20 protein-coding genes and 1 pseudogene are annotated in these 20040 nt (G+C 60.9%); 11 read left to right on the top strand and 10 right to left on the bottom strand.

Annotated elements, in window-relative coordinates:
• Positions 1-100 precede the first annotated feature (100 nt).
• The gene (locus tag FFH90_RS12090) at positions 101-988 is read left to right on the top strand and encodes a LysR family transcriptional regulator (RefSeq protein WP_111453841.1); all 888 of its coding nucleotides are present in this window, start codon (positions 101-103) and stop codon (positions 986-988) included.
• Positions 989-1146: 158 nt separating this feature from the next.
• Here the strand turns inward: FFH90_RS12090 and FFH90_RS12080 are convergent, their stop codons facing one another.
• From FFH90_RS12080 to FFH90_RS12065, 5 genes are all read right to left on the bottom strand, one after another.
• Positions 1147-1398: a DUF1652 domain-containing protein gene (locus FFH90_RS12080; RefSeq protein ID WP_018927997.1), complete on the bottom strand. Its 252-nt coding sequence runs from the start codon at positions 1396-1398 to the stop codon at positions 1147-1149.
• A 77-nt stretch (positions 1399-1475) separates the two neighbouring features.
• Complete coding sequence (locus FFH90_RS12075) at positions 1476-2375, bottom strand: polysaccharide deacetylase family protein (RefSeq protein WP_018927998.1); 900 nt, start codon at positions 2373-2375, stop codon at positions 1476-1478.
• 219 nt (positions 2376-2594) lie between these two features.
• On the bottom strand, positions 2595-2753 hold the full coding sequence (locus tag FFH90_RS29960) for a hypothetical protein (protein ID WP_018927999.1): 159 nt from the start codon (positions 2751-2753) through the stop codon (positions 2595-2597).
• A 61-nt stretch (positions 2754-2814) separates the two neighbouring features.
• Positions 2815-3126: an AzlD domain-containing protein gene (locus FFH90_RS12070; RefSeq protein ID WP_162830927.1), complete on the bottom strand. Its 312-nt coding sequence runs from the start codon at positions 3124-3126 to the stop codon at positions 2815-2817.
• Entirely contained in the window at positions 3126-3824 is a 699-nt protein-coding gene (locus FFH90_RS12065) for an AzlC family ABC transporter permease (protein WP_018928001.1), read from the bottom strand. Before FFH90_RS12065 ends, FFH90_RS12070 begins: the two co-directional genes overlap by 1 nt.
• Positions 3825-4203: 379 nt before the next feature.
• Here FFH90_RS12065 and dapA point away from each other — a divergent pair, with 379 nt between their 5' ends.
• Both dapA and FFH90_RS12055 read left to right on the top strand, forming a co-directional pair.
• Positions 4204-5079 carry a 4-hydroxy-tetrahydrodipicolinate synthase gene (gene dapA / locus FFH90_RS12060; protein ID WP_138867237.1) on the top strand — a complete coding sequence of 292 codons (876 nt, stop codon included), beginning with the start codon at positions 4204-4206 and terminating at the stop codon, positions 5077-5079.
• Positions 5080-5139: 60 nt separating this feature from the next.
• Positions 5140-5535, top strand: a complete 396-nt coding sequence (locus FFH90_RS12055) for a DUF2784 domain-containing protein (protein WP_111453837.1) — start codon at positions 5140-5142, stop codon at positions 5533-5535.
• Between the two features lie 2 nt (positions 5536-5537).
• Here FFH90_RS12055 and FFH90_RS12050 read toward each other — a convergent pair whose 3' ends face one another.
• Both FFH90_RS12050 and FFH90_RS12045 read right to left on the bottom strand, forming a co-directional pair.
• Positions 5538-7115 (bottom strand): sensor domain-containing diguanylate cyclase, encoded by a 1578-nt coding sequence (locus tag FFH90_RS12050; RefSeq protein ID WP_111453836.1) that lies wholly within the window; start codon positions 7113-7115, stop codon positions 5538-5540.
• A gap of 150 nt (positions 7116-7265) precedes the next feature.
• On the bottom strand, positions 7266-7793 hold the full coding sequence (locus FFH90_RS12045; RefSeq protein ID WP_138867236.1) for a DUF3087 domain-containing protein: 528 nt from the start codon (positions 7791-7793) through the stop codon (positions 7266-7268).
• Positions 7794-8021: 228 nt separating this feature from the next.
• On the opposite strand from FFH90_RS12045, the gene ppnN reads away from it, so the two are divergent.
• Positions 8022-9395 carry a nucleotide 5'-monophosphate nucleosidase PpnN gene (ppnN, locus tag FFH90_RS12040; protein WP_018928007.1) on the top strand — a complete coding sequence of 458 codons (1374 nt, stop codon included), beginning with the start codon at positions 8022-8024 and terminating at the stop codon, positions 9393-9395.
• A 281-nt stretch (positions 9396-9676) separates the two neighbouring features.
• On the opposite strand, the pseudogene FFH90_RS12035 reads toward ppnN, so the two are convergent.
• From FFH90_RS12035 to FFH90_RS12020, 3 genes and pseudogenes are all read right to left on the bottom strand, one after another.
• Positions 9677-10037 (bottom strand): annotated as a pseudogene (locus FFH90_RS12035) (DUF6124 family protein).
• A 428-nt stretch (positions 10038-10465) separates the two neighbouring features.
• Entirely contained in the window at positions 10466-11902 is a 1437-nt protein-coding gene (locus tag FFH90_RS12030; protein ID WP_138867235.1) for an FAD/NAD(P)-binding protein, read from the bottom strand.
• 282 nt (positions 11903-12184) lie between these two features.
• On the bottom strand, positions 12185-12748 hold the full coding sequence (locus FFH90_RS12020) for a helix-turn-helix domain-containing protein (protein WP_018928010.1): 564 nt from the start codon (positions 12746-12748) through the stop codon (positions 12185-12187).
• Here FFH90_RS12020 and FFH90_RS12015 point away from each other — a divergent pair.
• The 7 genes from FFH90_RS12015 to FFH90_RS11985 all read left to right on the top strand — a co-directional run bounded on the left by FFH90_RS12015 (position 12743) and on the right by FFH90_RS11985 (position 20002).
• Positions 12743-13771 (top strand): DMT family transporter, encoded by a 1029-nt coding sequence (locus FFH90_RS12015; protein WP_138867234.1) that lies wholly within the window; start codon positions 12743-12745, stop codon positions 13769-13771. The two genes, FFH90_RS12020 and FFH90_RS12015, sit on opposite strands and share 6 nt — an antisense overlap.
• A gap of 155 nt (positions 13772-13926) precedes the next feature.
• Complete coding sequence (locus tag FFH90_RS12010; RefSeq protein ID WP_138867233.1) at positions 13927-16857, top strand: monovalent cation/H+ antiporter subunit A; 2931 nt, start codon at positions 13927-13929, stop codon at positions 16855-16857.
• Positions 16857-17201, top strand: a complete 345-nt coding sequence (locus FFH90_RS12005; RefSeq protein ID WP_007935994.1) for a Na+/H+ antiporter subunit C — start codon at positions 16857-16859, stop codon at positions 17199-17201. The genes FFH90_RS12010 and FFH90_RS12005 overlap by 1 nt, the downstream gene beginning before the upstream one ends.
• Positions 17198-18883 carry a monovalent cation/H+ antiporter subunit D gene (locus FFH90_RS12000; protein WP_111453830.1) on the top strand — a complete coding sequence of 562 codons (1686 nt, stop codon included), beginning with the start codon at positions 17198-17200 and terminating at the stop codon, positions 18881-18883. The genes FFH90_RS12005 and FFH90_RS12000 overlap by 4 nt, the downstream gene beginning before the upstream one ends.
• Positions 18880-19368, top strand: a complete 489-nt coding sequence (locus tag FFH90_RS11995; protein ID WP_018928014.1) for a Na+/H+ antiporter subunit E — start codon at positions 18880-18882, stop codon at positions 19366-19368. Before FFH90_RS12000 ends, FFH90_RS11995 begins: the two co-directional genes overlap by 4 nt.
• On the top strand, positions 19365-19643 hold the full coding sequence (locus FFH90_RS11990) for a K+/H+ antiporter subunit F (protein ID WP_007935991.1): 279 nt from the start codon (positions 19365-19367) through the stop codon (positions 19641-19643). The genes FFH90_RS11995 and FFH90_RS11990 overlap by 4 nt, the downstream gene beginning before the upstream one ends.
• Positions 19640-20002 carry a Na+/H+ antiporter subunit G gene (locus FFH90_RS11985; protein WP_018928015.1) on the top strand — a complete coding sequence of 121 codons (363 nt, stop codon included), beginning with the start codon at positions 19640-19642 and terminating at the stop codon, positions 20000-20002. Before FFH90_RS11990 ends, FFH90_RS11985 begins: the two co-directional genes overlap by 4 nt.
• Positions 20003-20040 lie beyond the last annotated feature (38 nt).

Below are 20040 nucleotides of genomic sequence, written 5' to 3'. Positions count from 1 at the left end.
CTGGAACCGATTCTGGTACGGCTTTTTTCGGGAAGCCAATATAGAATTGGTCTGACTCGATACCTTAAAGGTATTTAACAGATCGACGTCCGGAGGCCCCATGGAACTGCGTCACCTGCGATATTTTCAGGTGCTGGCTCAAACCCTCAACTTCACCCGCGCCGCCGAACTGCTGCACATCGCCCAACCGCCGCTGAGCCGGCAGATCCAGCAGCTGGAAGACGAACTCGGGGTACTGCTGCTGGAGCGCGGCCGACCGTTGAAGTTGACCGACGCCGGGCGTTTTTTCCATGAACACTCCACCGCCCTGCTCGAACAACTGGGCAAGGTCTGCGACAACACGCGGCGGATCGGCCTGGGCGAAAAGACCTGGCTGGGCATCGGCTTTGCGCCCTCGACCCTCTATGGCGTGCTGCCGGAACTGATTCGCCGGTTGCGCAGCGGCGAGCCTCTGGCGCTGGAATTGGGGCTCTCGGAAATGACCACGTTGCAACAGGTGCAGGCGCTCAAGGCCGGGCGTATCGATATCGGCTTCGGGCGCATCCGCATCGACGACCCGGCCATTCTGCAGACCGTGCTCACCGAAGACCGACTGGTGGCCGCCCTCCCCGCCGGCCACCCGCTCCTCGCCAGGCCCATCAGCCTTCGGGAACTGGCCAAGGAACCCTTTGTGCTCTATCCCGGCAACCCGCGCCCGAGTTACGCCGACCACGTGATCGCATTGTTCGAAGCCAGTGGCGTGCACATCAAGGTGGCGCAATGGACCAACGAGCTGCAAACGGCGATTGGTCTGGTGGGGGCGGGAATCGGGGTGACGCTGGTACCGGCCTCGGTGCAGTTGCTGCACCGCGACGACATTGGCTTCACTCCAGTGCTGGAAGACAACGCGATCTCGCCGATTATTCTCAGCAGGCGCGTGGGCGATGTGTCGCCGGGGTTGAATCATTGCTTACAGATGATTGATGAACTGCTGCCGCGCGACAGTTGAGCCGTAAATGCAATCCGTAGCAGCTGTCGAGCCCCAGCGAGGCTGCGTAGCGGTCGTGAATCCGGCTAATGCGGTCTGCCTGATGTATCGCGATCTCCGATTTTACGACTGCTACGCAGCCGAACGCAGCCTTCGGCAGCTGCTACAAGAAGTCGCGGTTAGGCCACGACACCGGCGAACGCTCGGCGACCGGCACGCATTTCTGTACGAAGTTCGCCAATCAGGTTGGAAATATCGCGAACACTGATCAGTTTGTCGGGGGATACGCCGGTGATCAACAACTCAATCCGCCCGGTGCTCTGATCGAAAACCTTGATCCGCAAGGTTTCATCATGGTTCACGGTGCATTCGCAGGAGAGCGGCTTGAAACCGGACTCGACAATCTGGCAAAGCTGCTCAATTGAAACCATGACAGACGCCCCTCCATGGACGGTTTTCCGATTGGATCCACTGAGATTAGTCCAGCTTGCGCAATGCGCCAGCGGGTTCAGTGAGCATCCCCATCCCATATCCAATTCCAGATCCCCGGCAAACGAACAGGCTCGGAACTCTGCTTGACGGTGCGCGCCATGGCCGCCCGCTGTAGCGCTGCCGTGTCGTCGTAAAACGGCTTCTGCGCCGTGGCCAGACCGGTGGCGTTGGCACTGTCGAGGAGGATTTGCAGGTATTCGCGGGCATGCCGGGCGGTGTAGCGGTTGAGGTCGTGAAAGGTCACCACCACCGGAATCACCCCATCCACCGTCGGCAACTCGCCAAGGGCTATGCGCTCGCGGACTTCGGACAGCTGCCGCAGCATATTGGCCCGCCGCCGAGGGCTGGCGTTGAAGCCCCAGATCTTGCCGTCATTGGCGCTCAGGTCGGTCAGCAGTACATGCATGCCGTGCTGCTGATAGGCCGCGAAAGTGCGCTTGTCATAATTCCAGAACGGCGGACGCACCAGGATCGGCGAGGCGCCAGTGATCGCGGCGATGTCTGCGCTGCCGTTGGTCAGCGATTGCTCCAGTTGCTCCGGCTCCAGGGAGCGATGGTTGGTGTGGTGGGGAGTGGCCGTGTGGAAGCCCAGTAGATGCCCTTCGGCCTGTTCGCGCCGCATGAGTTGGCGCCCCACGTCACTGCCGCCGGCGCCCGAGGCTCGGGTCTGCACGAAGAACACGGCTTTGATGTCCGGTTGCAGCGGATTGTGCGCCAGGCTGTCGAGTACAGTGGCGGTCGGGTTGTAAAAACCGGACGCGCTGGGCCCGTCGTCGAAGGTCAGCAGAAAGCGGATCGGCGCCTGCGCTTGCAGACGCTGTTGCGTCTGCGGCGTCATTTCAATGGGCGCGGCGATGCAGCCAAACAGGCCGACAGCGATGGCGAATACGGATAGAACCTTGATCAACTGCTTCATGTTTTGCCTTGGGCCAGACCTTGCGACCGTCACGTTTAATGGCAAAAACCCCTCGCCCATTCATCCTTCGACCGGCCCGCCAATCGCTGCGAGCCGAGGTTGGATAAGGGTACACAGTGTTTGGTTCCAGCGCCTGCTCCCCAGGTGATTGCATTACAAACTACAAAAACTAAAAAGCCCCGCCATCTATTGGCGGGGCTTTGGGGATGTGCAAACCGATCAGGGCTTCAGCGGGTGTTCCTGGTCGCGGTCCGACAGCTCTTTGCCGTCGTCGGGGTGCTTCCAGTCCGGCGTCGAACGCTTCTGCCGCTCGATTTCTTCCTCTGTCGGTTCATCGGTCTCATCATCCAGGTCCGGACGCTTTGGTTCAGTGGCCATGCCCACCTCCCGTCCTCAAGGGATCATCCGTTAAGCGTAGAACAGTTTCGCCTCGGACGACTCAGAGCCACCAGCGCAGCAAAAAGAAAAAGCCCATGCTCAACAACATGCTGAGCAGAGTATTGCGGGTGTAAAGCACCAGGCCCACGGCCACCAGCGAACTGATCAGGTAGGGGTTGTCCCACTGCAGGTTCAACTGTTTGTCGGGCATGAACACAATCGGCCCGCAGATCGCGGTGAGCATGCCCGGCACCGCGAAACCGAGGAACTGCCGGGCATTGCTGCTCAAGCGCACCGGCAGCCGAGGTTCGAGAAAGACGTAGCGGTTCAGGAACACCAGCAGGCCCATCCCGATAATCACAGCCCAGACCATCATGTGCGCCCCACGTAGAGTTTGTTGCAGATAAAGCCCGCCGTCATGCCCGCCAACCCCGACAGCACCAGCGCCGAGCCCCATTGCCAATAGCTGAACAGCACCGAACAGAACAGCGAGACTGCCACGCAAACCACTGTCGGAACGTTGCGCACCACCGGCGTGATCAAGGCGATAAAGGTCGCGGCGATGGAGAAGTCCAGTCCCAAGTGTTCAAGGCCCGGAATGCTGCTGCCCAGCACAATGCCCGCCAGGGTGAAGAGGTTCCATGCGATGTAAAACGTCAGGCCCACACCGAGGGCGTACCAGCGATTGAACTGCTGTTTGTCATGCTGGCTGGTCAGGGCGAACAACTCGTCGGTGAGCAAAAAGCCCAGCCCGATACGCCAGCGGCCCGGCAACGGGGAAATCACCGAACGCATGCTCATCCCGTACAGCAAATGCTGGGAGGTCAGCAGCAGCGTGGTCAACAGAATCGAAAAGACCCCGGCGCCGCCCTTGAGCATGCCGATGGCGACCAATTGCGCCGCGCCGGCAAACACGATGCTCGACAGCCCCTGGCCTTGCAGGGGCGTGAGGTTGGCCTCGATGGCCATGGAACCGGCCAGCAATCCCCAGGGCGCGGTCGCCAGGGACAACGGCATGATGGCCGCGGCGCCACGAAGGAATGCAGTGCGCGGCATGAATGAGTTGGACATAACGCTCTACAACCAGGAAAAGTCTTCAGACTGTGCCAGCAGTCATGGCCGATGGCTTGAACAATCTTGCGCACTTGCAACGACTTCACGATTGACAAATACCCCGTCGGCTTTTAAAACTGGGCGCCTCATTCAGGGTGTAAGCAACCATGTCCGCAACCTTCAACCTCAACACTGTCGTCATTGGCTTGATTGCCAAGGCGCAAGGTTGCGTTGCGCACGCCCCTAAATCGAAGAAACAGTCGCTCATGTGACCGGGGCGCGCTGTCCCGTCAGATGAGCTGACAGGACATTGAGCGCGACGGACACCCCTCCTCTTGCTGACTTCCTTCTACGCTTCTGACGGTGACGAAATCGGTCAACCTTCAGGAGAAAGTGCATGTCATCGTTTCAAGGTATCTGGGTTCCCATCGTTACGCCGTTTCACGATGGCGCGATCGACTTCGCCGGATTGCGACGGCTGGTCAGTCATCTGCTGGAAAAAGGCGTCGATGGCATAGTGGTCTGCGGCACCACCGGGGAAGCCGCGGCGCTGGGTAAACACGAGCAACTGGCGGTGCTCGATGCGGTGCTGGAACAGGTTCCGCCAGAACGCGTGGTCATGGGCCTGGCCGGCAACAACCTCACCGAGTTGCTGCAATTTCAAAGCGAAATCCTGAAGCGTCCCCTGGCGGGCTTGCTGGTGCCGCCGCCGTACTACATCCGCCCTTCCCAGGCCGGCCTCGAAGCCTTTTTCAAGACCGTCGCCGATGCGTCCAGCGCCCCGATTATTCTCTACGACATCCCCTATCGCACCGGCATAGCCTTCGAGCAGGCGACCCTGCTCCGGATCGTCGCCCATGAGCGGATCGTCGCGATCAAGGACTGCGGCGGCAACCCAGCCAACACCTTGGCACTGCTCTCCAGCGGTAACGTCGACGTGCTGTGCGGCGAAGATAATCAGATCTTCGGCGCGCTATGCCTGGGGGCCAAAGGCGCAATTGCCGCCTCGGCCCATGTTCATCCCGAGCTGTTCGTGACGCTGTATCAACAGCTTCGCGACAACCGCTTAGCGGCCGGCCGAACGACCTTCTTCCAGTTGCTGCCACTGATCCACAGCCTGTTCATCGAGCCCAATCCCGCCCCGGTGAAAACTGCCCTGGCCCTTGAAGGATTGATCCGCGACGAGCTGCGAGCGCCAATGCAACGCAGCAGTGAAAGCACGACGGTGCGTTTGAAAGAAGTACTGACAGCGCTTGAAGGCGGCAATCGATAGAGCACAAGCGTCCAGCCCGAGTACCATGGAGCGATTCACCCAACACGTCAGGGAATCGACATGCTTTACCGAATCGCCGCCGACGGGCTGGTGCTGTCTCACTTGTTGTTCATTCTGTTCGTGCTGTTCGGCGGGCTGCTGGTGCTCAAATGGCGCCACCTGATCTGGTGGCACCTGCCCGCCGCTGCATGGGGTGTGATCGTGGAAATCTTCCACCTGGCGTGCCCACTCACCGAATGGGAAAACCGCATGCGCCACGCGGCCGGGCAAACCGGTTACGGTGGCGGTTTTATCGAGCATTACGTGTGGCCGATTATTTACCCGGCCGGGCTGACGCCCACGATTCAACTGGCACTGGGCAGCGTGGTGTTGGCGCTCAACGTGCTGATCTATGCGCGGCTGTTCCGGCAATGGAAGCATCCGACCCGTTCAGGCAGTAACCACCGGTCCGGTTGAACTCAGTTGGCGATAACACTCATGTTCCGGCCACTGGCCTTGGCCACATATAGCGCCTTGTCCGCGGCGCCGACAATGTCGTCGGGCTGGGCTTGCGAGGCCGGGTCGTAGGCGCAGACACCCACGCTGACCGTGACCACGCCCTCCACACCCTCAACGTGTTTGATGCCGGCCTGCTGAACCGCACGGCGGATGTTTTCTGCTACCAGAAACGCCCCCACGTAGTCGGTTCCGGGCAGCACCACCGTAAACTCCTCACCACCGAAGCGAGCCGCGAGATCGCCGGGGCGCTTGATGTTTTCGGTGATGATCGTGCTGATTTTGCGCAAACACTCATCGCCCGCCAAATGACCGTAGTGATCATTGAAGTTCTTGAAGTGGTCGACATCGATCATCAACAGCGCAAGATGGGTCTGGCTACGCCTGGCGCGGCCCATTTCCGCGAGAATGAACAGGTCGAATTGACGCCGGTTGGAAAGCCCGGTCAGTGCATCCTCCAGCGCCAGCAACTCCAGGCTGCGGTTGACCTCAATGAGTTTGTCCTGAGTCTCCAACAGATTGTTCTGAATATGATTCTGCTGCTTCATGAGGCGGATCAGGCGATAACCGAGAGCCCCCAGAAACCCCAGCAGCAACAGGACGATGCCCGCACTGAATATTGATTCCTGCCGCCAACTGGCCAGGACTTCATCCTTGTCGAGCCCGGCAAAGACGACAAGCGGATACCCCTCGACCCGTCGAAACCCCACGACCCGCACCACCCCGTCGACAAAGGACCTGACCGTTGCCGTACCGGAATCGCCCTTGGGCAACAGCTGGGTAAACAGCGGCCCTTTGGCAACACTGGTGCCGATATCGGCTTCGTTGAACGGGCGCCGAACGACGATGGTGGCGTCATCGGAGATCAGGTTGATCACGCCGTTATTGCCCATGTCGATGCTGTTGTACAAATCCAGGAAATGCTTGAGGTAGATCGAAGCCACCACCACGCCGGCAAACCGGCCATCAGGGTGATTGATCCGGCGTGACACGGTCATGATCCACTCACCGGTCGAGCGACTTTTTATCGACGGACCGATATGAGGGCCGCGGTCGGGATGATCACGGTGGTAGATGAAATATTCACGGTCGGAATTATTGGCATTGGGCGGTATGACGTTAATGGCGTTGGCGAGCCAGCGTCCTTCTTCATCGAACACGAACAGCCCATGGATCTGTACCAACTCACTGCGCTGAGCCTGGAGCAAACGTTGCAGTCGGGGAAATTTTTCCGGTTGCATGCCATCGATTTCGAGGCGGTCCACCAGGGAGAACAGTAGCGTGTCGGCCTGTTTGATCGATGCCTGCGCCTGCGAGGCCAGGGTTTGCGCCAGGTTGGACATCGCCACTTCGCTCTCACGCAGATGGTACTGACGCGAGTTCCAGCTTTCACCGATCACAATGGCCATCAAGGACAGGCACACCGAAATCAGCAGAGAAACCGCGTATCGAACCTTGAGCGTTGTCTCAACCGGCTCGGGCACCCAAGGCGTGGCGAACCGGGTGTGTTCAATACGATCTTTGACGGACGGATGCCCCATGACGCTCCCTGAATCCCTTATGACATGGCGAATTTTCCCGTTCGCCCTTTTAGCGCCAGCCAGCCGTGACCGGCGCTCAAACCATTACAACCCGATACCGATACGATAGGTGATTTGCACAAAAACGCTCATTGCCAGCGATCGTAATCGCTACATCGGCGTCTGTTTGATCGCCTCAAACCAGGCCGGATTCAATCGCCTCTGTTCGGTCTCGATGCCCAACGCGTCCATCCGTGCCTTGTGCTGGTCCATCTCTCGGGTCAGCTGACTTTGATCGCTGGAGTTGCCGTCCAACTGGTGCATCTGGCTCAGCCCCAAGTGATAAAAGCGCAGCAGCTTCATGGCGGCAGGGTCGCCCTGCTCCACCGCCGCCGTCACCTGGTGCATGACGTTGGTGACGCTCATCAGGCTGCGCTTGAGCTGCCAACCATAGACCGCTGGCGCCATCCACTCCTGCCTCCAGAACTTGCCGCGCATCAGCGCCACCGTCAGCAACAACGCGGCAAACACACCGCCCACGTTGAACCGCAGATTATCGCCGCCGGGTTCACCGAACAACGTCACCGCCGCCGTCGACAGCACCATCGCCAGCGCCAGGAACATCAGGGCGATGATCACCGTGCTGCGCCGCGTCTGGCGTCGATAGGTTTCGGCATTCATTGGCTGGATTTCGAACATCGCGACGGGGTTCCTTGCATCGATGGTAAAAGGCGCTGTGACAAAAAGACTGCGAGGCATTATCGCCTCCCCGAAGGATTTAGCTATGCTGGAGCTCCTTTTCATCTTTTCATCGTCAAACGGGAGCATGGCGATACAGCGCAGTTCGTGCCATCTTCATCATGGATACACACTATTCGGATGCCATGCGCCGTTGCTGGCGGGTGACATCGTTTTAAGGATCATTGAATGACCCAACGACATGTAATCAACGCCTCGGTCAGCCCTAAAGGCAGCCTGGAAACGCTCTCCCAGCGTGAAGTGCAGCAACTGAGCGAAGCATCATCCGGCATCACCTACACCCTCTTCCGCCAGTGCGCCCTGGCCATCCTCAATACCGGCGCCCACGTCGATAACGCCAAGACCATCCTGGAAGCCTACAAAGACTTCGAAATCCGCATTCACCAGCAAGACCGTGGCGTACGCCTGGAACTACTGAACGCCCCCGCCGACGCTTTCGTCGATGGCGAAATGATTGCCAGCACCCGTGAAATGCTCTTTAGCGCCCTGCGCGACATCGTCTACACCGAAAACGAACTCGACGCCTTGAGCATCGACCTGAGCACCTCCCAGGGCATCAGCGACTACGTCTTCCACCTGCTGCGCAACGCCCGCACCCTGCGCCCCGGCGTCGAGCCGAAAATCGTGGTGTGCTGGGGCGGCCACTCGATCAACACCGAAGAATACAAATACACCAAGAAAGTCGGCCACGAACTCGGCCTGCGCAGCCTGGACATCTGCACCGGTTGCGGCCCTGGCGTGATGAAAGGCCCGATGAAAGGCGCGACCATCGCCCATGCCAAGCAACGCATCCACGGCGGTCGCTACCTCGGTTTGACTGAACCTGGGATCATCGCCGCCGAGGCGCCGAACCCGATCGTCAACGAACTGGTGATCCTGCCGGACATCGAGAAACGCCTGGAAGCGTTCGTGCGGGTTGGCCACGGCATCATCATTTTCCCCGGTGGCGCGGGCACGGCCGAGGAATTCCTGTACCTGCTCGGCATCCTGATGCACCCGGACAACCAGGACCTGCCGTTCCCGGTGGTCCTTACCGGGCCGAAAAGCGCCGCACCGTATCTGGAGCAACTGCACGCCTTCGTCGGCGCAACCCTCGGTGAAGAAGCGCAGCAGCACTACGAGATCATCATCGACGACCCGGCCGAAGTGGCGCGGCAGATGACTCAGGGCCTCAAAGCGGTCAAACAGTTCCGCCGCGAGCGCAACGACGCGTTCCATTTCAACTGGCTGCTGAAGATCGACGAAGGCTTCCAGCGCCCGTTCGACCCGACCCACGCCAACATGGCCAACCTGCAATTGAGCCGCAACCTGCCGCCCCACGAACTGGCCGCCAACCTGCGCCGCGCGTTCTCCGGCATCGTCGCCGGCAACGTCAAGGACAAGGGCATCCGCCTGATCGAAGAACACGGGCCGTACCAGATTCGCGGTGATGCCGAGGTCTTGCAGCCGCTGGACCATTTGCTCAAAGCCTTCGTTGCCCAGCACCGGATGAAACTGCCGGGTGGCGCGGCGTATGTGCCGTGTTACCAAGTAGTGGCTTGAGACGCAAAACCTGTAGGTTTGGTTCGAAGTATCAGCGCTACTGAGTTGCCGGTTTGAACTGCCTGAAATGAGAAACCCCGCTTGATGCGGGGTTTCTTGTTTTTGGGGACTGAGTCAGTGGAGCCCACTGTGGCGAGGGAGCTTGCTCCCGCTGGGTTGCGAAGCGACCCCAAATCCAGCAACCGCATTTTTTTGGCACACCGCATATGCCGGTTTTGCGACTGCTGCGCCCGGACGCGGATCGGCCGGCGGGAGCAAGCTCCCTCGCCACAATGGGTCACTCAGTTCTGAGGATCGAGGTTATCCAGCACCCGGTTCACCGCCAACTCCCCAAGCATGACCACCGATTGAATCCCCAACATCACATTGCGATGTGGCATGTCCATCAGTCCGGCGAACTCACTGAGCATCATGCTCGCTGACGCCAGGGATTCGCAGGCGTTGACCAGCAGGGTTTCGTTATCGACCTTCGTACCCACATGGTAAATGGTGCTGGGTTTGCGCTTGGTGGCTTTGGGGATGGGTGGTTTGAGGTAGTGGTCGAGGGCGCGGTCGGCGGCTTCGTGGAGTTTTTTTGAATCGAGGGATTCGTAGGGGGGAAACGTCGTCGGTTTCCGGAGGATTTGGTGTTGGTTTGAACATAAATGAAGCTCCTTGATCAGTGGAGCCGACATCTATCGCTGCTAAACGAAGAAGGTGGCGGCTGTACGCGGGTTAGCAGACCAGGGATCAAGGAACCCGGCGCACCGAAGTGCCCCACGCATAGCCGCCATAACGCGAATGGCGACACTGACGTGCCTTGATATTCATCGAGCTGCTAAACCCGATCGCTGATTCGTCAGCGACCCGGAAACGATAGAGCCCGGCCTCAAGGCGCACAAGTCGGCGGATTCTGGCGTAGTCGTAGGCAACGGCGCAAGGCTGTGTAGCCTGAGTGAGTATCTGGAGATGTCGATTAAACATCGCCTGTTTATTGGTCTTACTGTGGATTTTGCGGTGGATGGGCTGGCCTCTTCGCGAGCAAGAGACTTGGCCTGCCCGTAGCAGCAGCCTCGCGGGCTCGGCAGCTGCTACAACAGATCGCTGACTAATCGCGCCGCAAGAGACTTGGCCTGGCTCGCCACATCAGTTACCGCCGTGCTCTCCCACCACATGCCGCGCAACGGCGGCCCCATGGCGAACAAACGGCTGGCGACCTGCCCATCGGCGCTTAAAACTGCGCCGTCAACCGCGGCGGCAATGCCCAATCCCAACGGCCCCGGCCGTACCAGCCCGCGAGCGAGCAATTGCTGGGGCAACGGCCGCGCCACCCGGCGCCAGTCGTATTCGATGCCGCTGGAGTTGATCAGCGCCGCGCCATGCACCACGCAGGTTTGCGCCTCACCACGACGACGAATGCGGATGCTGACCTCACCGTCCGACGCAGGCTCGAGCCCCTTGAACGATGCGGCATGAATCCGCAACCGCCCTTCCCCGTGTAGCCGCGCCACCAACTCGGCACTCAGCGGCGGCGAGCGATGGTGATGGCTTTCCCACCATGGCCGTACATGCCGCACAAATTGCCGGCGTTGCACATCGGTCGCCTGACTCCACAACCGCCCGATATGCGCCCGAACGGTATCCAACGGCGCTTGCCAGTCGATGCCCTGAGCGATGGCATCGCGGCAATGCCGGCGCAGTTCGCGCACCAGCTGACGCGGTGTGCGAATACTGTGGTCCTCGGCGAGAAAATCCACCCACGCCGGCGGTTGTCGGCGCACATGCGGCAGCAAACCATGACGGGAGAACACTTCGATCGGCCCACGATGCCCGGCCTGCTCCAGCGACACCACGGCATCGACCATGGTCAGGCCCGAGCCGATGATCAGCACCGTCGACTGCGGATCGAGTTGACGCATGGCGGCCACATCCCACGGGTCGAGTGCAGCTGCATTCAAACCGCTGGACTCGGTCTGCGGCGTGCGGGCGGCGGGAAACATTCCGGTCGCCAACACTGCGTAAGCGCCCTGCAATTGCTGCCCATCACTCAGGCTCAACCGCACCGAATCGCTCAACGTTTCCAGGTCCACCACCTCGGCCCGCACATGTTCGACACGCGCCCCCTTCAATGCGCCCACCGCCTGCGCTTCAGCAAGACGCTGCTGCACATAAACGCCAAACAGCCCGCGCGGCGGAAACAGTTCGCTGACCGGCACATGTTGCTCATCCGACTCCGGCCAGCCACCGGCGGCGATGTGTTCGGTCAGCCATTGGGTCAGGTCATCGGCGTTGTCCGGGTCGACGCTCATCCGCGCCGCGTTGCCATTGAGCGTATGCCCCAGTTCCACCGCGCTATAGGCTTCGCCACGGCCCAGTTCTGCCCGCGGCTCGATCACCAGAACCCGGCGCTGACCGGGCAAACGCAACAACTGCGCCGCCAGCATCGCGCCACTCAGGCCGCCACCGATGATCAGGATGTCAGCGTGGCGGATGGCGTCGCTCGCCTGTCCGCGTGGGGTGTCAGTCATGGCGTTCTCACTGGTCAATGTTTACCTGAATAGAAGTCATACAGATCGCCCCGTGTCAGTCACTCACCGGACGCTAGCCTGTGAAGCGAACTTGAGTGCCACGTTAATATTTTGCTCGGCCATCAGGAAGCTCACCTGCTCGTCTCGATGCCATCCCCACTGTTTCTCAGGAGCCGAACTTGAATATAATTTTCTTTTATTTCAATAGGTTGAATAATTATTCAAGAAACACTTGCAGCTTTAAAACAGCAAAGTGTTTATCCAGTGTTAGCCGGTAAACAGTCAAATCACCACATTACGCACAAACCGCGCCGCCACGTCCCCATCATTGCGATAAGAATGCGGTTGATGACTGGCAAACATAAAGAACTCGCCAGCCGCAATTTTCTGCGGCTGACCGCCAAGCATCAGGGTCAGGCAACCTTCGAACACATAAAGCTGTTCGCTGTAGCCTTCGGCATCCGGCTCCGAGGGGTAATGCTCGCCCGGTTCCAGGCGCCATTCCCAGAGTTCTACTTCGCGGGTGGCGGTGGCTTTGGCCAGCAGCACCGCTTTACTGCCCGGGATCGTACCGGCCCAGGCCAGTTCGTTGATGCGGCTCGGGTCGCGAGCGTCGGGGGCCTGGATCAGGTCGCTGAAGGCCACGTCCAGCGCTTCGGCCACGCGGTCGAGGGTGGTCAGGCTGACGTTCTTCTCGCCGGCCTCGATGGCCACCAGCATCCGGCGGCTGACCCCGGACTTTTCGGCCAGGGCGCTCTGGCTCATGTCGGCGGCGTGGCGCAGACGTCGCACGTTCAGGCTGACGTGCTGGAGGACCGAAGCCCGTTGGGTGGAATCTTTGTGCACTATATTGCTCACTGGGTGGCGTTGCGCAGTATACTGCCCAACTTCGGGCGCATTGTGCGTCTCCCTCAGATGGCGCGCAAGGTCATGACGTCAATGAACGCTTCTCATACTTCCCCCCGTTTCTCCCGGTTCAGCAAGGCCGAGTGCGTGCTGGTGCTGATTACCATGGTCTGGGGCGGGACCTTTTTGCTGGTGCAGCATGCGATGACCGTCAGCGGGCCAATGCTCTTCGTCGGCCTGCGTTTTGCCGCGGCGGCGAGCCTTGTTGCGCTGTTCTCCTGGCGCCATCTGCGCGAACTGACCCTGTTCGAACTCAAGGCCGGGGCGTTTATCGGCGTGGCGATCATGCTCGGTTATGGCTTGCAGACCGTGGGTTTGCAGAGCATTCCCAGCAGTCAGTCGGCGTTTATTACCGCGCTGTACGTGCCGTTCGTGCCGTTGCTGCAATGGCTGGTGCTGGGGCGTCGTCCGGGGTTGATGCCGAGCATCGGGATCATGCTGGCCTTTACCGGGTTGATGTTGCTGTCGGGGCCTTCCGGCGCTTCGTTCAATTTCAGCCCCGGTGAAATCGCCACATTGATCAGCGCCGTGGCGATTGCCGCGGAAATCATTCTGATCAGCACCTATGCCGGCCAGGTCGACGTGCGGCGGGTGACGGTGGTGCAATTGGCGGTGACGTCGGTGCTGTCGTTCCTGATGGTGGTGCCGACCCAGGAAGTGATTCCGGATTTCTCATGGTTGCTGTTGTGCAGCGCTTTAGGCCTGGGCGCGGCGAGTGCGGCGATCCAGGTGGCGATGAACTGGGCGCAGAAGAGTGTGTCGCCGACTCGGGCGACGTTGATCTATGCCGGGGAGCCGGTGTGGGCCGGGATTGCCGGGCGGCTCGCCGGGGAACGCTTGCCGGCGATTGCGCTGGTTGGCGCGGGGTTGATTGTGGCGGCGGTGATTGTCAGTGAGTTGAAGACCAAGGGGAAAGTTGTTCCCGAGATCGAAGAAGATTCGGTACAGGAAACCGAACACTGATCGTTCCCACGCGTGGGAACGATCGCGATCTCCTTTGAAACAATGATAAACAGGGTTTCTGCGTCTATCTTGTAGGATTCTGCGACAGCTTGGCGTTTGGTGATCGGGGAGCTGGCACGTATGATGCTTCACAAACTTCCGCAGATTAGAAGCCTATGTCCCTGATAGTTCTACTGCTTCTGCCTTTTATCGGCAGCTGTCTGGCAGCCTTGCTGCCGCACAACGCGCGTAATACCGAATCGCTGTTGGCTGGTCTGGTTGCCTTGATCGGCACCGTCCAGGTCGCCCTCTTGTACCCGCAAATCGCCCATGGCGGCGTGATCCGTGAAGAGTTCTTCTGGCTCCCCAGCCTGGGCCTGAACTTCGTGCTGCGCATGGACGGTTTCGCCTGGCTGTTCTCGATGCTGGTGCTGGGCATCGGCACGCTGGTTTCGTTGTACGCCCGTTATTACATGTCACCAGACGATCCGGTGCCGCGCTTCTTTGCGTTTTTCCTGGCGTTCATGGGCGCCATGCTGGGGTTGGTGATTTCCGGCAACCTGATCCAGATCGTGTTTTTCTGGGAGCTGACTAGCCTCTTCTCGTTCCTGTTGATCGGCTACTGGCACCACCGCGCCGATGCGCGACGGGGTGCTTATATGGCACTGATGGTCACCGGCGCGGGCGGTTTGTGTTTGCTGGCGGGGGTCATGTTGCTCGGCCATGTGGTCGGCAGCTATGACCTGGACAAGGTCCTGGCCGCCGGCGATCTGATTCGCGCGCATGCCCTCAACCCTATTCTGCTGCCCCTGATCCTGATCGGCGCCCTGAGCAAAAGTGCGCAATTTCCCTTCCACTTCTGGTTGCCCCACGCGATGGCGGCACCGACACCGGTCTCGGCGTATCTGCACTCGGCGACCATGGTCAAGGCCGGGGTGTTCCTGCTCGCGCGCCTGTGGCCGTCGCTGTCCGGCAGTGAAGAATGGTTCTACATCGTCAGCGGGGCCGGCGCCTGCACCCTGTTGCTCGGCGCTTACTGCGCGATGTTCCAGAACGACCTCAAGGGCCTGCTGGCCTACTCGACCATCAGCCACCTGGGCCTGATCACCCTGCTGCTGGGCCTGAACAGTCCGTTGGCCGCCGTGGCCGCGGTGTTCCACATTCTCAACCACGCCACGTTCAAGGCCTCGCTGTTCATGGCCGCCGGGATCATCGACCACGAAAGCGGCACCCGGGACATTCGCAAGCTCAGCGGCCTGGTCAAACTGATCCCGTTCACCGCCACCCTGGCCATGGTTGCCAGCGCCTCCATGGCCGGCGTGCCGCTGCTCAACGGCTTCCTGTCGAAAGAGATGTTCTTCGCCGAAACCGTGTTCATCAACGCCACGGCCTGGGTCGAGATGACCCTGCCGATCGTCGCGACCATCGCCGGGACGTTCAGCGTCGCCTACTCCCTGCGCTTCACCGTCGACGTGTTCTTCGGCCCGACCGCCACCGATCTGCCGCACACCCCGCACGAGCCGCCGCGCTGGATGCGCGCGCCGGTGGAGTTGCTGGTGCTCACCTGTCTGGTGGTGGGGATTTTCCCCGCTCAAGTGGTCGGCTCGCTGCTCGCCGCCGCCGCATTGCCGGTGGTGGGCGGCACGCTGCCCGAGTACAGCCTGGCGATCTGGCACGGCTGGAACGCACCGATGTTCATGAGCCTGATTGCCATGTCCGGCGGCATCGTGCTTTACCTGTTGCTGCGTAATCAACTCAAGCAAGGACGCTTCACGCACCCGCCGGTGATCAGCCGTTTCAATGGCAAGCGGCTGTTCGAGCGCAGCCTGGTGGTCATGATGCGTCTGGCCCGACGGCTGGAGCGGCGGATCAGCACCCGGCGCCTGCAAACCCAACTGTTTCTGGTGGTGCTCGCCGCCGTACTGGCCGGGGTGATCCCGATGCTGCACAGCAGCCTGAGCTGGGGTGACCGGGCGAAAATTCCGGGCTCGATCGTGTTCGTGATCCTCTGGCTGCTGGCGATTGCCTGTGCCCTCGGCGCGGCGTGGCAAGCCAAGTATCACCGGCTAGCGGCCCTGACCATGGTCAGTGTCTGCGGCCTGATGACCTGCGTGACCTTCGTCTGGTTCTCGGCGCCGGACCTGGCCCTGACGCAACTGGTGGTCGAAGTGGTGACCATGGTGCTGATCCTGCTCGGCCTGCGCTGGTTGCCGCGACGGATCGAAGAGGTGTCACCGTTGCCGAGCAGCCTGCGCAAGGCGCGGGTACGGCGGGTTCGCGACTTGCTGCTATCGACAGCGGTCGGTGGCGGCATGGCGCTGTTGTCCTACGCGATGCTGACCCGCCAGACGCCCAACGACATTTCTTCGTTCTACCTCAGCCGCGCCCTACCCGAAGGCGGTGGCAGCAACGTGGTCAACGTGATGCTGGTGGATTTCCGTGGCTTCGACACCCTCGGCGAAATCACCGTGCTGGTGGCCGTGGCCCTGGCGGTGTTCGCCCTGCTGCGACGCTTCCGCCCTCCGAAAGAAAGCCTGCAACTGCCGGCCCAACAGCGTCTGCTGGCGCCCGATGTGGTCACCGATCTGGTCAACCCGCGCCACGCCAGCGACACCGCGCTCGGTTTCATGATGGTGCCGGCGGTGCTGGTGCGCTTGCTGTTGCCGATCGCCCTGGTGATCTCCTTCTATCTGTTCCTGCGCGGGCACAACCAGCCGGGCGGCGGTTTCGTCGCTGGCCTGGTGATGTCGGTGGCGTTCATCCTGCAATACATGGTCGCCGGTACCCAGTGGGTCGAGGCGCAAATGAGCTTGCGGCCGCTGCGCTGGATGGGCACCGGGCTGTTGTTCGCCACCGTTACCGGGCTCGGGGCGATGGCGGTCGGGTATCCGTTCCTGACCACCCACACCTGGCATTTCGAGCTGCAGCTGCTGGGTGACATTCATATCGCCAGCGCGCTGTTCTTCGATATTGGCGTGTACGCCGTGGTGGTCGGTTCGACGCTGTTGATCCTCACCGCCCTCGCCCACCAATCGGTACGCGGTCATAAAACCAGCGCGCAAATCAGGCCCGCGGCCAAATCCGTTGTCACCCAAGGAGCCATCTGATGGAAGAAGTCATCGCAATCGCCATCGGTGTGCTGGCCGCGTCCGGCGTATGGCTGATCCTGCGGCCACGGACGTTCCAGGTGGTCATGGGCCTGTGCCTGCTGTCCTATGGCGTCAACCTGTTCATCTTCAGCATGGGCAGCCTGTTCATCGGCAAGGAGCCGAACATCAAGGACGGCGTGCCTCAGGATTTGCTGCACTACACCGACCCGCTGCCGCAGGCGCTGGTGTTGACCGCAATCGTCATCAGTTTCGCCATGACCGCGCTGTTCCTGGTGGTGCTGCTCGCCTCCCGGGGCCTGACTGGCACCGACCATGTGGATGGCCGGGAGCCTAAAGAATGATGGCGATGACTCACCTGATCGTTGCACCGATTCTGCTGCCGCTGCTGACCGCCGCCATGATGCTGATGCTGGGCGAGAAACACCGCCCGCTAAAGGCCAAGATCAACCTGTTCTCCAGCCTGCTGGGACTGGGCATTGCCGTAATGCTGCTGCAATGGACGCAGACCACCGGTGTGCCCGGCTCCATCGGCGTGTACCTGCCGGGCAACTGGCAGGCGCCGTTCGGTATCGTGCTGGTCGTCGATCGCCTGTCGGCGTTGATGCTGGTGCTGACCGGGATCATCGGCGTCAGCGCCCTGCTGTTCGCCATGGCCCGCTGGGACGGCGCCGGTTCGAGTTTCCACGCACTGTTCCAGATTCAGTTGATGGGCCTGTACGGCGCCTTCCTCACGGCGGACCTGTTCAACCTGTTCGTGTTTTTCGAAGTGCTGCTCGCCGCCTCTTACGGGCTGATGTTGCACGGTTCGGGCCGGCCGCGGGTGTCGTCGGGGTTGCATTACATCTCGATCAACCTGCTGGCCTCGTCGCTGTTCCTGATTGGCGCGGCGCTGATTTACGGCGTCACCGGCACGCTGAACATGGCCGACCTGGCGCTGAAAATCCCGCTGGTGCCGGAAGCCGATCGCGGCCTGCTGCATGCCGGCGCGGCGATTCTGGCAGTGGCGTTCCTGGCCAAGGCTGGTATGTGGCCGCTGAACTTCTGGCTGGTGCCGGCGTACTCCGCGGCCAGCGCGCCGGTAGCGGCGATGTTCGCGATCATGACCAAGGTCGGCGTCTACACCCTGCTACGCCTGTGGACGCTGCTGTTCTCCGGCCAGGCCGGGGCCTCCGCGTACTTCGGCGGCGACTGGCTGATCTACGGCGGCATGGCGACCATCGTCTGCGCCGCCGTGGCGATCCTCGCCGCGCAACGCCTGGAGCGCATGGCCAGCCTGAGCATCCTGGTGTCGGCAGGCATTTTGTTGTCGGCCATCGGTTTCGCCCAGCCGAACCTGATCGGCGCGGCGCTGTTTTACCTGGTCAGCTCGACCCTGGCCTTGAGCGCGCTGTTCCTGCTGGCGGAGTTGATCGAGCGTTCGCGTTCGGCCAACGAAATGCCACTGGACGATGACGGCGAGCTGCTGCCACGGCCCCTGGAATCCTTGCAGCCGCCCAAAGGCTTCAACCTCGATGACGACCAGAAAGCCGTGGTCGGTCAGGTGATTCCCTGGACCATGGCCTTCCTCGGCCTGAGCTTCATCGCCTGCGCTTTATTAATTATCGGCATGCCGCCGCTCTCCGGTTTTATCGGCAAACTCAGCCTGCTCAGCGCCCTGCTCAACCCGCTGGGCCTGGGTCATGGCAGCGACGAGCCGGTATCGAACGGCGCGTGGGGGTTGCTGGCGTTGTTGATCCTGTCCGGATTGGCCTCGTTGATCGCTTTCTCGCGTGTGGGTATCCAGCGTTTCTGGACCCCACAAGAGCGGCCATCGCCCTTGCTGCGTCGTCTGGAATGCGTGCCGATCATGGTTCTGCTGGGGCTGAGCATTGCGCTGACGTTCAAGGCTGAACCGCTGTTGCGCTACACCCAGGCCGCCGCTCAAGCATTGAATAACCCTCAGCAATACGTGATGGCGGTGCTCGGCACCCGTGCGGTGCCGAGCCCTGAAGCCAGGGCAGCACTGGTGGAGGTGCAACCATGAAGCGTCTGTTTCCTGCGCCGTGGTTGTCACTGTCCTTGTGGCTGCTGTGGCTGCTGTTGAACCTGTCGATGAGCCCCGGCAATGTGCTGTTGGGCGCGGTATTGGGCCTCTGTGCCCCACTGATGATGCGCAAGCTGCGGCCGTTGCCGATCCGCATTCGTCGCCCCGGGGTGATTTTGCGTTTGTTCTTGCTGGTCGGGCGCGATGTGCTGGTGTCCAACCTCGCCGTGGCCTGGGGCGTGCTCAATGCCGGGCGGCGTGCGCCTCGCTCGCGGTTCATCAAGGTGCCGCTGGACTTGCGCGATGCCAACGGTCTGGCGGCGCTGTCGATCATCTGCACGGTGATTCCCGGCACGGTCTGGTCGGAACTGGCGCTGGATCGCAGCATTCTGTTGCTGCACGTTTTCGATCTGGATGACGAAAACCAATTCATCCAGCACTTCAAGGCGACCTACGAGCGCCCCTTGATGGAGATCTTCGAATGAGCGAATTGCTGTCGAACGCGATCCTGCTGAGTCTGTTCATCTTTTCGCTGGCGATGATTCTGACCCTGATCCGCCTGTTCAAGGGCCCGTCAGCCCAGGACCGGGTTCTGGCCCTGGATTACCTGTACATCATCGCCATGCTGATGATGCTCGCGCTGGGCATTCGTTATGCCAGTGACACTTACTTCGAGGCGGCGCTGCTGATCGCCCTGTTCGGCTTCGTCGGCTCGTTTGCCCTGGCCAAATTCCTGTTGCGTGGCGAGGTGATCGAATGAACGCTGAACTGTCTTTGTGGGTGGAAATTCCGGTGGCGATTCTGCTGGTGCTCAGCAGTCTGTTTGCACTGATCGGCGCGGTCGGGCTGCTGCGGATGAAGGATTACTTCCAGCGCATGCACCCACCGGCGCTGGCCTCGACTTTGGGCGCGTGGTGTGTGGCTCTGGCTTCGATCATTTACTTTTCGGCGCTCAAGTCGGGGCCGGTGTTGCATGCCTGGCTGATTCCGATTCTGTTATCGATCACGATGCCGGTGACCACGCTGCTGCTGGCCCGGGCGGCGCTGTTCCGCAAGCGCATGGCGGGGGATGATGTGCCGGCGGAAGTGAGTAGTCGGCGCACGGAACCCGGGAGTTAGTTCAGGGATTTGTGTTGATTGGCGGGGTCTCTTCGCGG

Origin of the sequence: Pseudomonas sp. ATCC 43928 (assembly GCF_005938665.2) — a bacterium.
GTDB lineage: Bacteria > Pseudomonadota > Gammaproteobacteria > Pseudomonadales > Pseudomonadaceae > Aquipseudomonas.
The sequence above is the reverse complement of the archived record's forward strand: the minus strand, read 5'-3'. Positions and strand labels throughout refer to the sequence as shown.

What these genes read in the sequence shown, in the direction of transcription:
- FFH90_RS11985 (WP_018928015.1), top strand. Translation starts at nt 19,640, where the DNA reads ATGAACGCTGAACTGTCTTTGTGGGTGGAAATTCCGGTGGCGATTCTG.
- FFH90_RS12050 (WP_111453836.1), bottom strand. Translation starts at nt 7,115, where the DNA reads ATGGGGCATCCGTCCGTCAAAGATCGTATTGAACACACCCGGTTCGCC.
- FFH90_RS12080 (WP_018927997.1), bottom strand. Translation starts at nt 1,398, where the DNA reads ATGGTTTCAATTGAGCAGCTTTGCCAGATTGTCGAGTCCGGTTTCAAG.
- FFH90_RS12045 (WP_138867236.1), bottom strand. Translation starts at nt 7,793, where the DNA reads ATGTTCGAAATCCAGCCAATGAATGCCGAAACCTATCGACGCCAGACG.
- FFH90_RS12030 (WP_138867235.1), bottom strand. Translation starts at nt 11,902, where the DNA reads ATGACTGACACCCCACGCGGACAGGCGAGCGACGCCATCCGCCACGCT.
- FFH90_RS12070 (WP_162830927.1), bottom strand. Translation starts at nt 3,126, where the DNA reads ATGGTCTGGGCTGTGATTATCGGGATGGGCCTGCTGGTGTTCCTGAAC.
- FFH90_RS12065 (WP_018928001.1), bottom strand. Translation starts at nt 3,824, where the DNA reads ATGTCCAACTCATTCATGCCGCGCACTGCATTCCTTCGTGGCGCCGCG.
- FFH90_RS12005 (WP_007935994.1), top strand. Translation starts at nt 16,857, where the DNA reads ATGGAAGAAGTCATCGCAATCGCCATCGGTGTGCTGGCCGCGTCCGGC.
- FFH90_RS12055 (WP_111453837.1), top strand. Translation starts at nt 5,140, where the DNA reads ATGCTTTACCGAATCGCCGCCGACGGGCTGGTGCTGTCTCACTTGTTG.
- dapA (WP_138867237.1), top strand. Translation starts at nt 4,204, where the DNA reads ATGTCATCGTTTCAAGGTATCTGGGTTCCCATCGTTACGCCGTTTCAC.
- FFH90_RS12010 (WP_138867233.1), top strand. Translation starts at nt 13,927, where the DNA reads ATGTCCCTGATAGTTCTACTGCTTCTGCCTTTTATCGGCAGCTGTCTG.
- FFH90_RS29960 (WP_018927999.1), bottom strand. Translation starts at nt 2,753, where the DNA reads ATGGCCACTGAACCAAAGCGTCCGGACCTGGATGATGAGACCGATGAA.
- FFH90_RS11990 (WP_007935991.1), top strand. Translation starts at nt 19,365, where the DNA reads ATGAGCGAATTGCTGTCGAACGCGATCCTGCTGAGTCTGTTCATCTTT.
- FFH90_RS12090 (WP_111453841.1), top strand. Translation starts at nt 101, where the DNA reads ATGGAACTGCGTCACCTGCGATATTTTCAGGTGCTGGCTCAAACCCTC.
- FFH90_RS12075 (WP_018927998.1), bottom strand. Translation starts at nt 2,375, where the DNA reads ATGAAGCAGTTGATCAAGGTTCTATCCGTATTCGCCATCGCTGTCGGC.
- ppnN (WP_018928007.1), top strand. Translation starts at nt 8,022, where the DNA reads ATGACCCAACGACATGTAATCAACGCCTCGGTCAGCCCTAAAGGCAGC.
- FFH90_RS12000 (WP_111453830.1), top strand. Translation starts at nt 17,198, where the DNA reads ATGATGGCGATGACTCACCTGATCGTTGCACCGATTCTGCTGCCGCTG.
- FFH90_RS11995 (WP_018928014.1), top strand. Translation starts at nt 18,880, where the DNA reads ATGAAGCGTCTGTTTCCTGCGCCGTGGTTGTCACTGTCCTTGTGGCTG.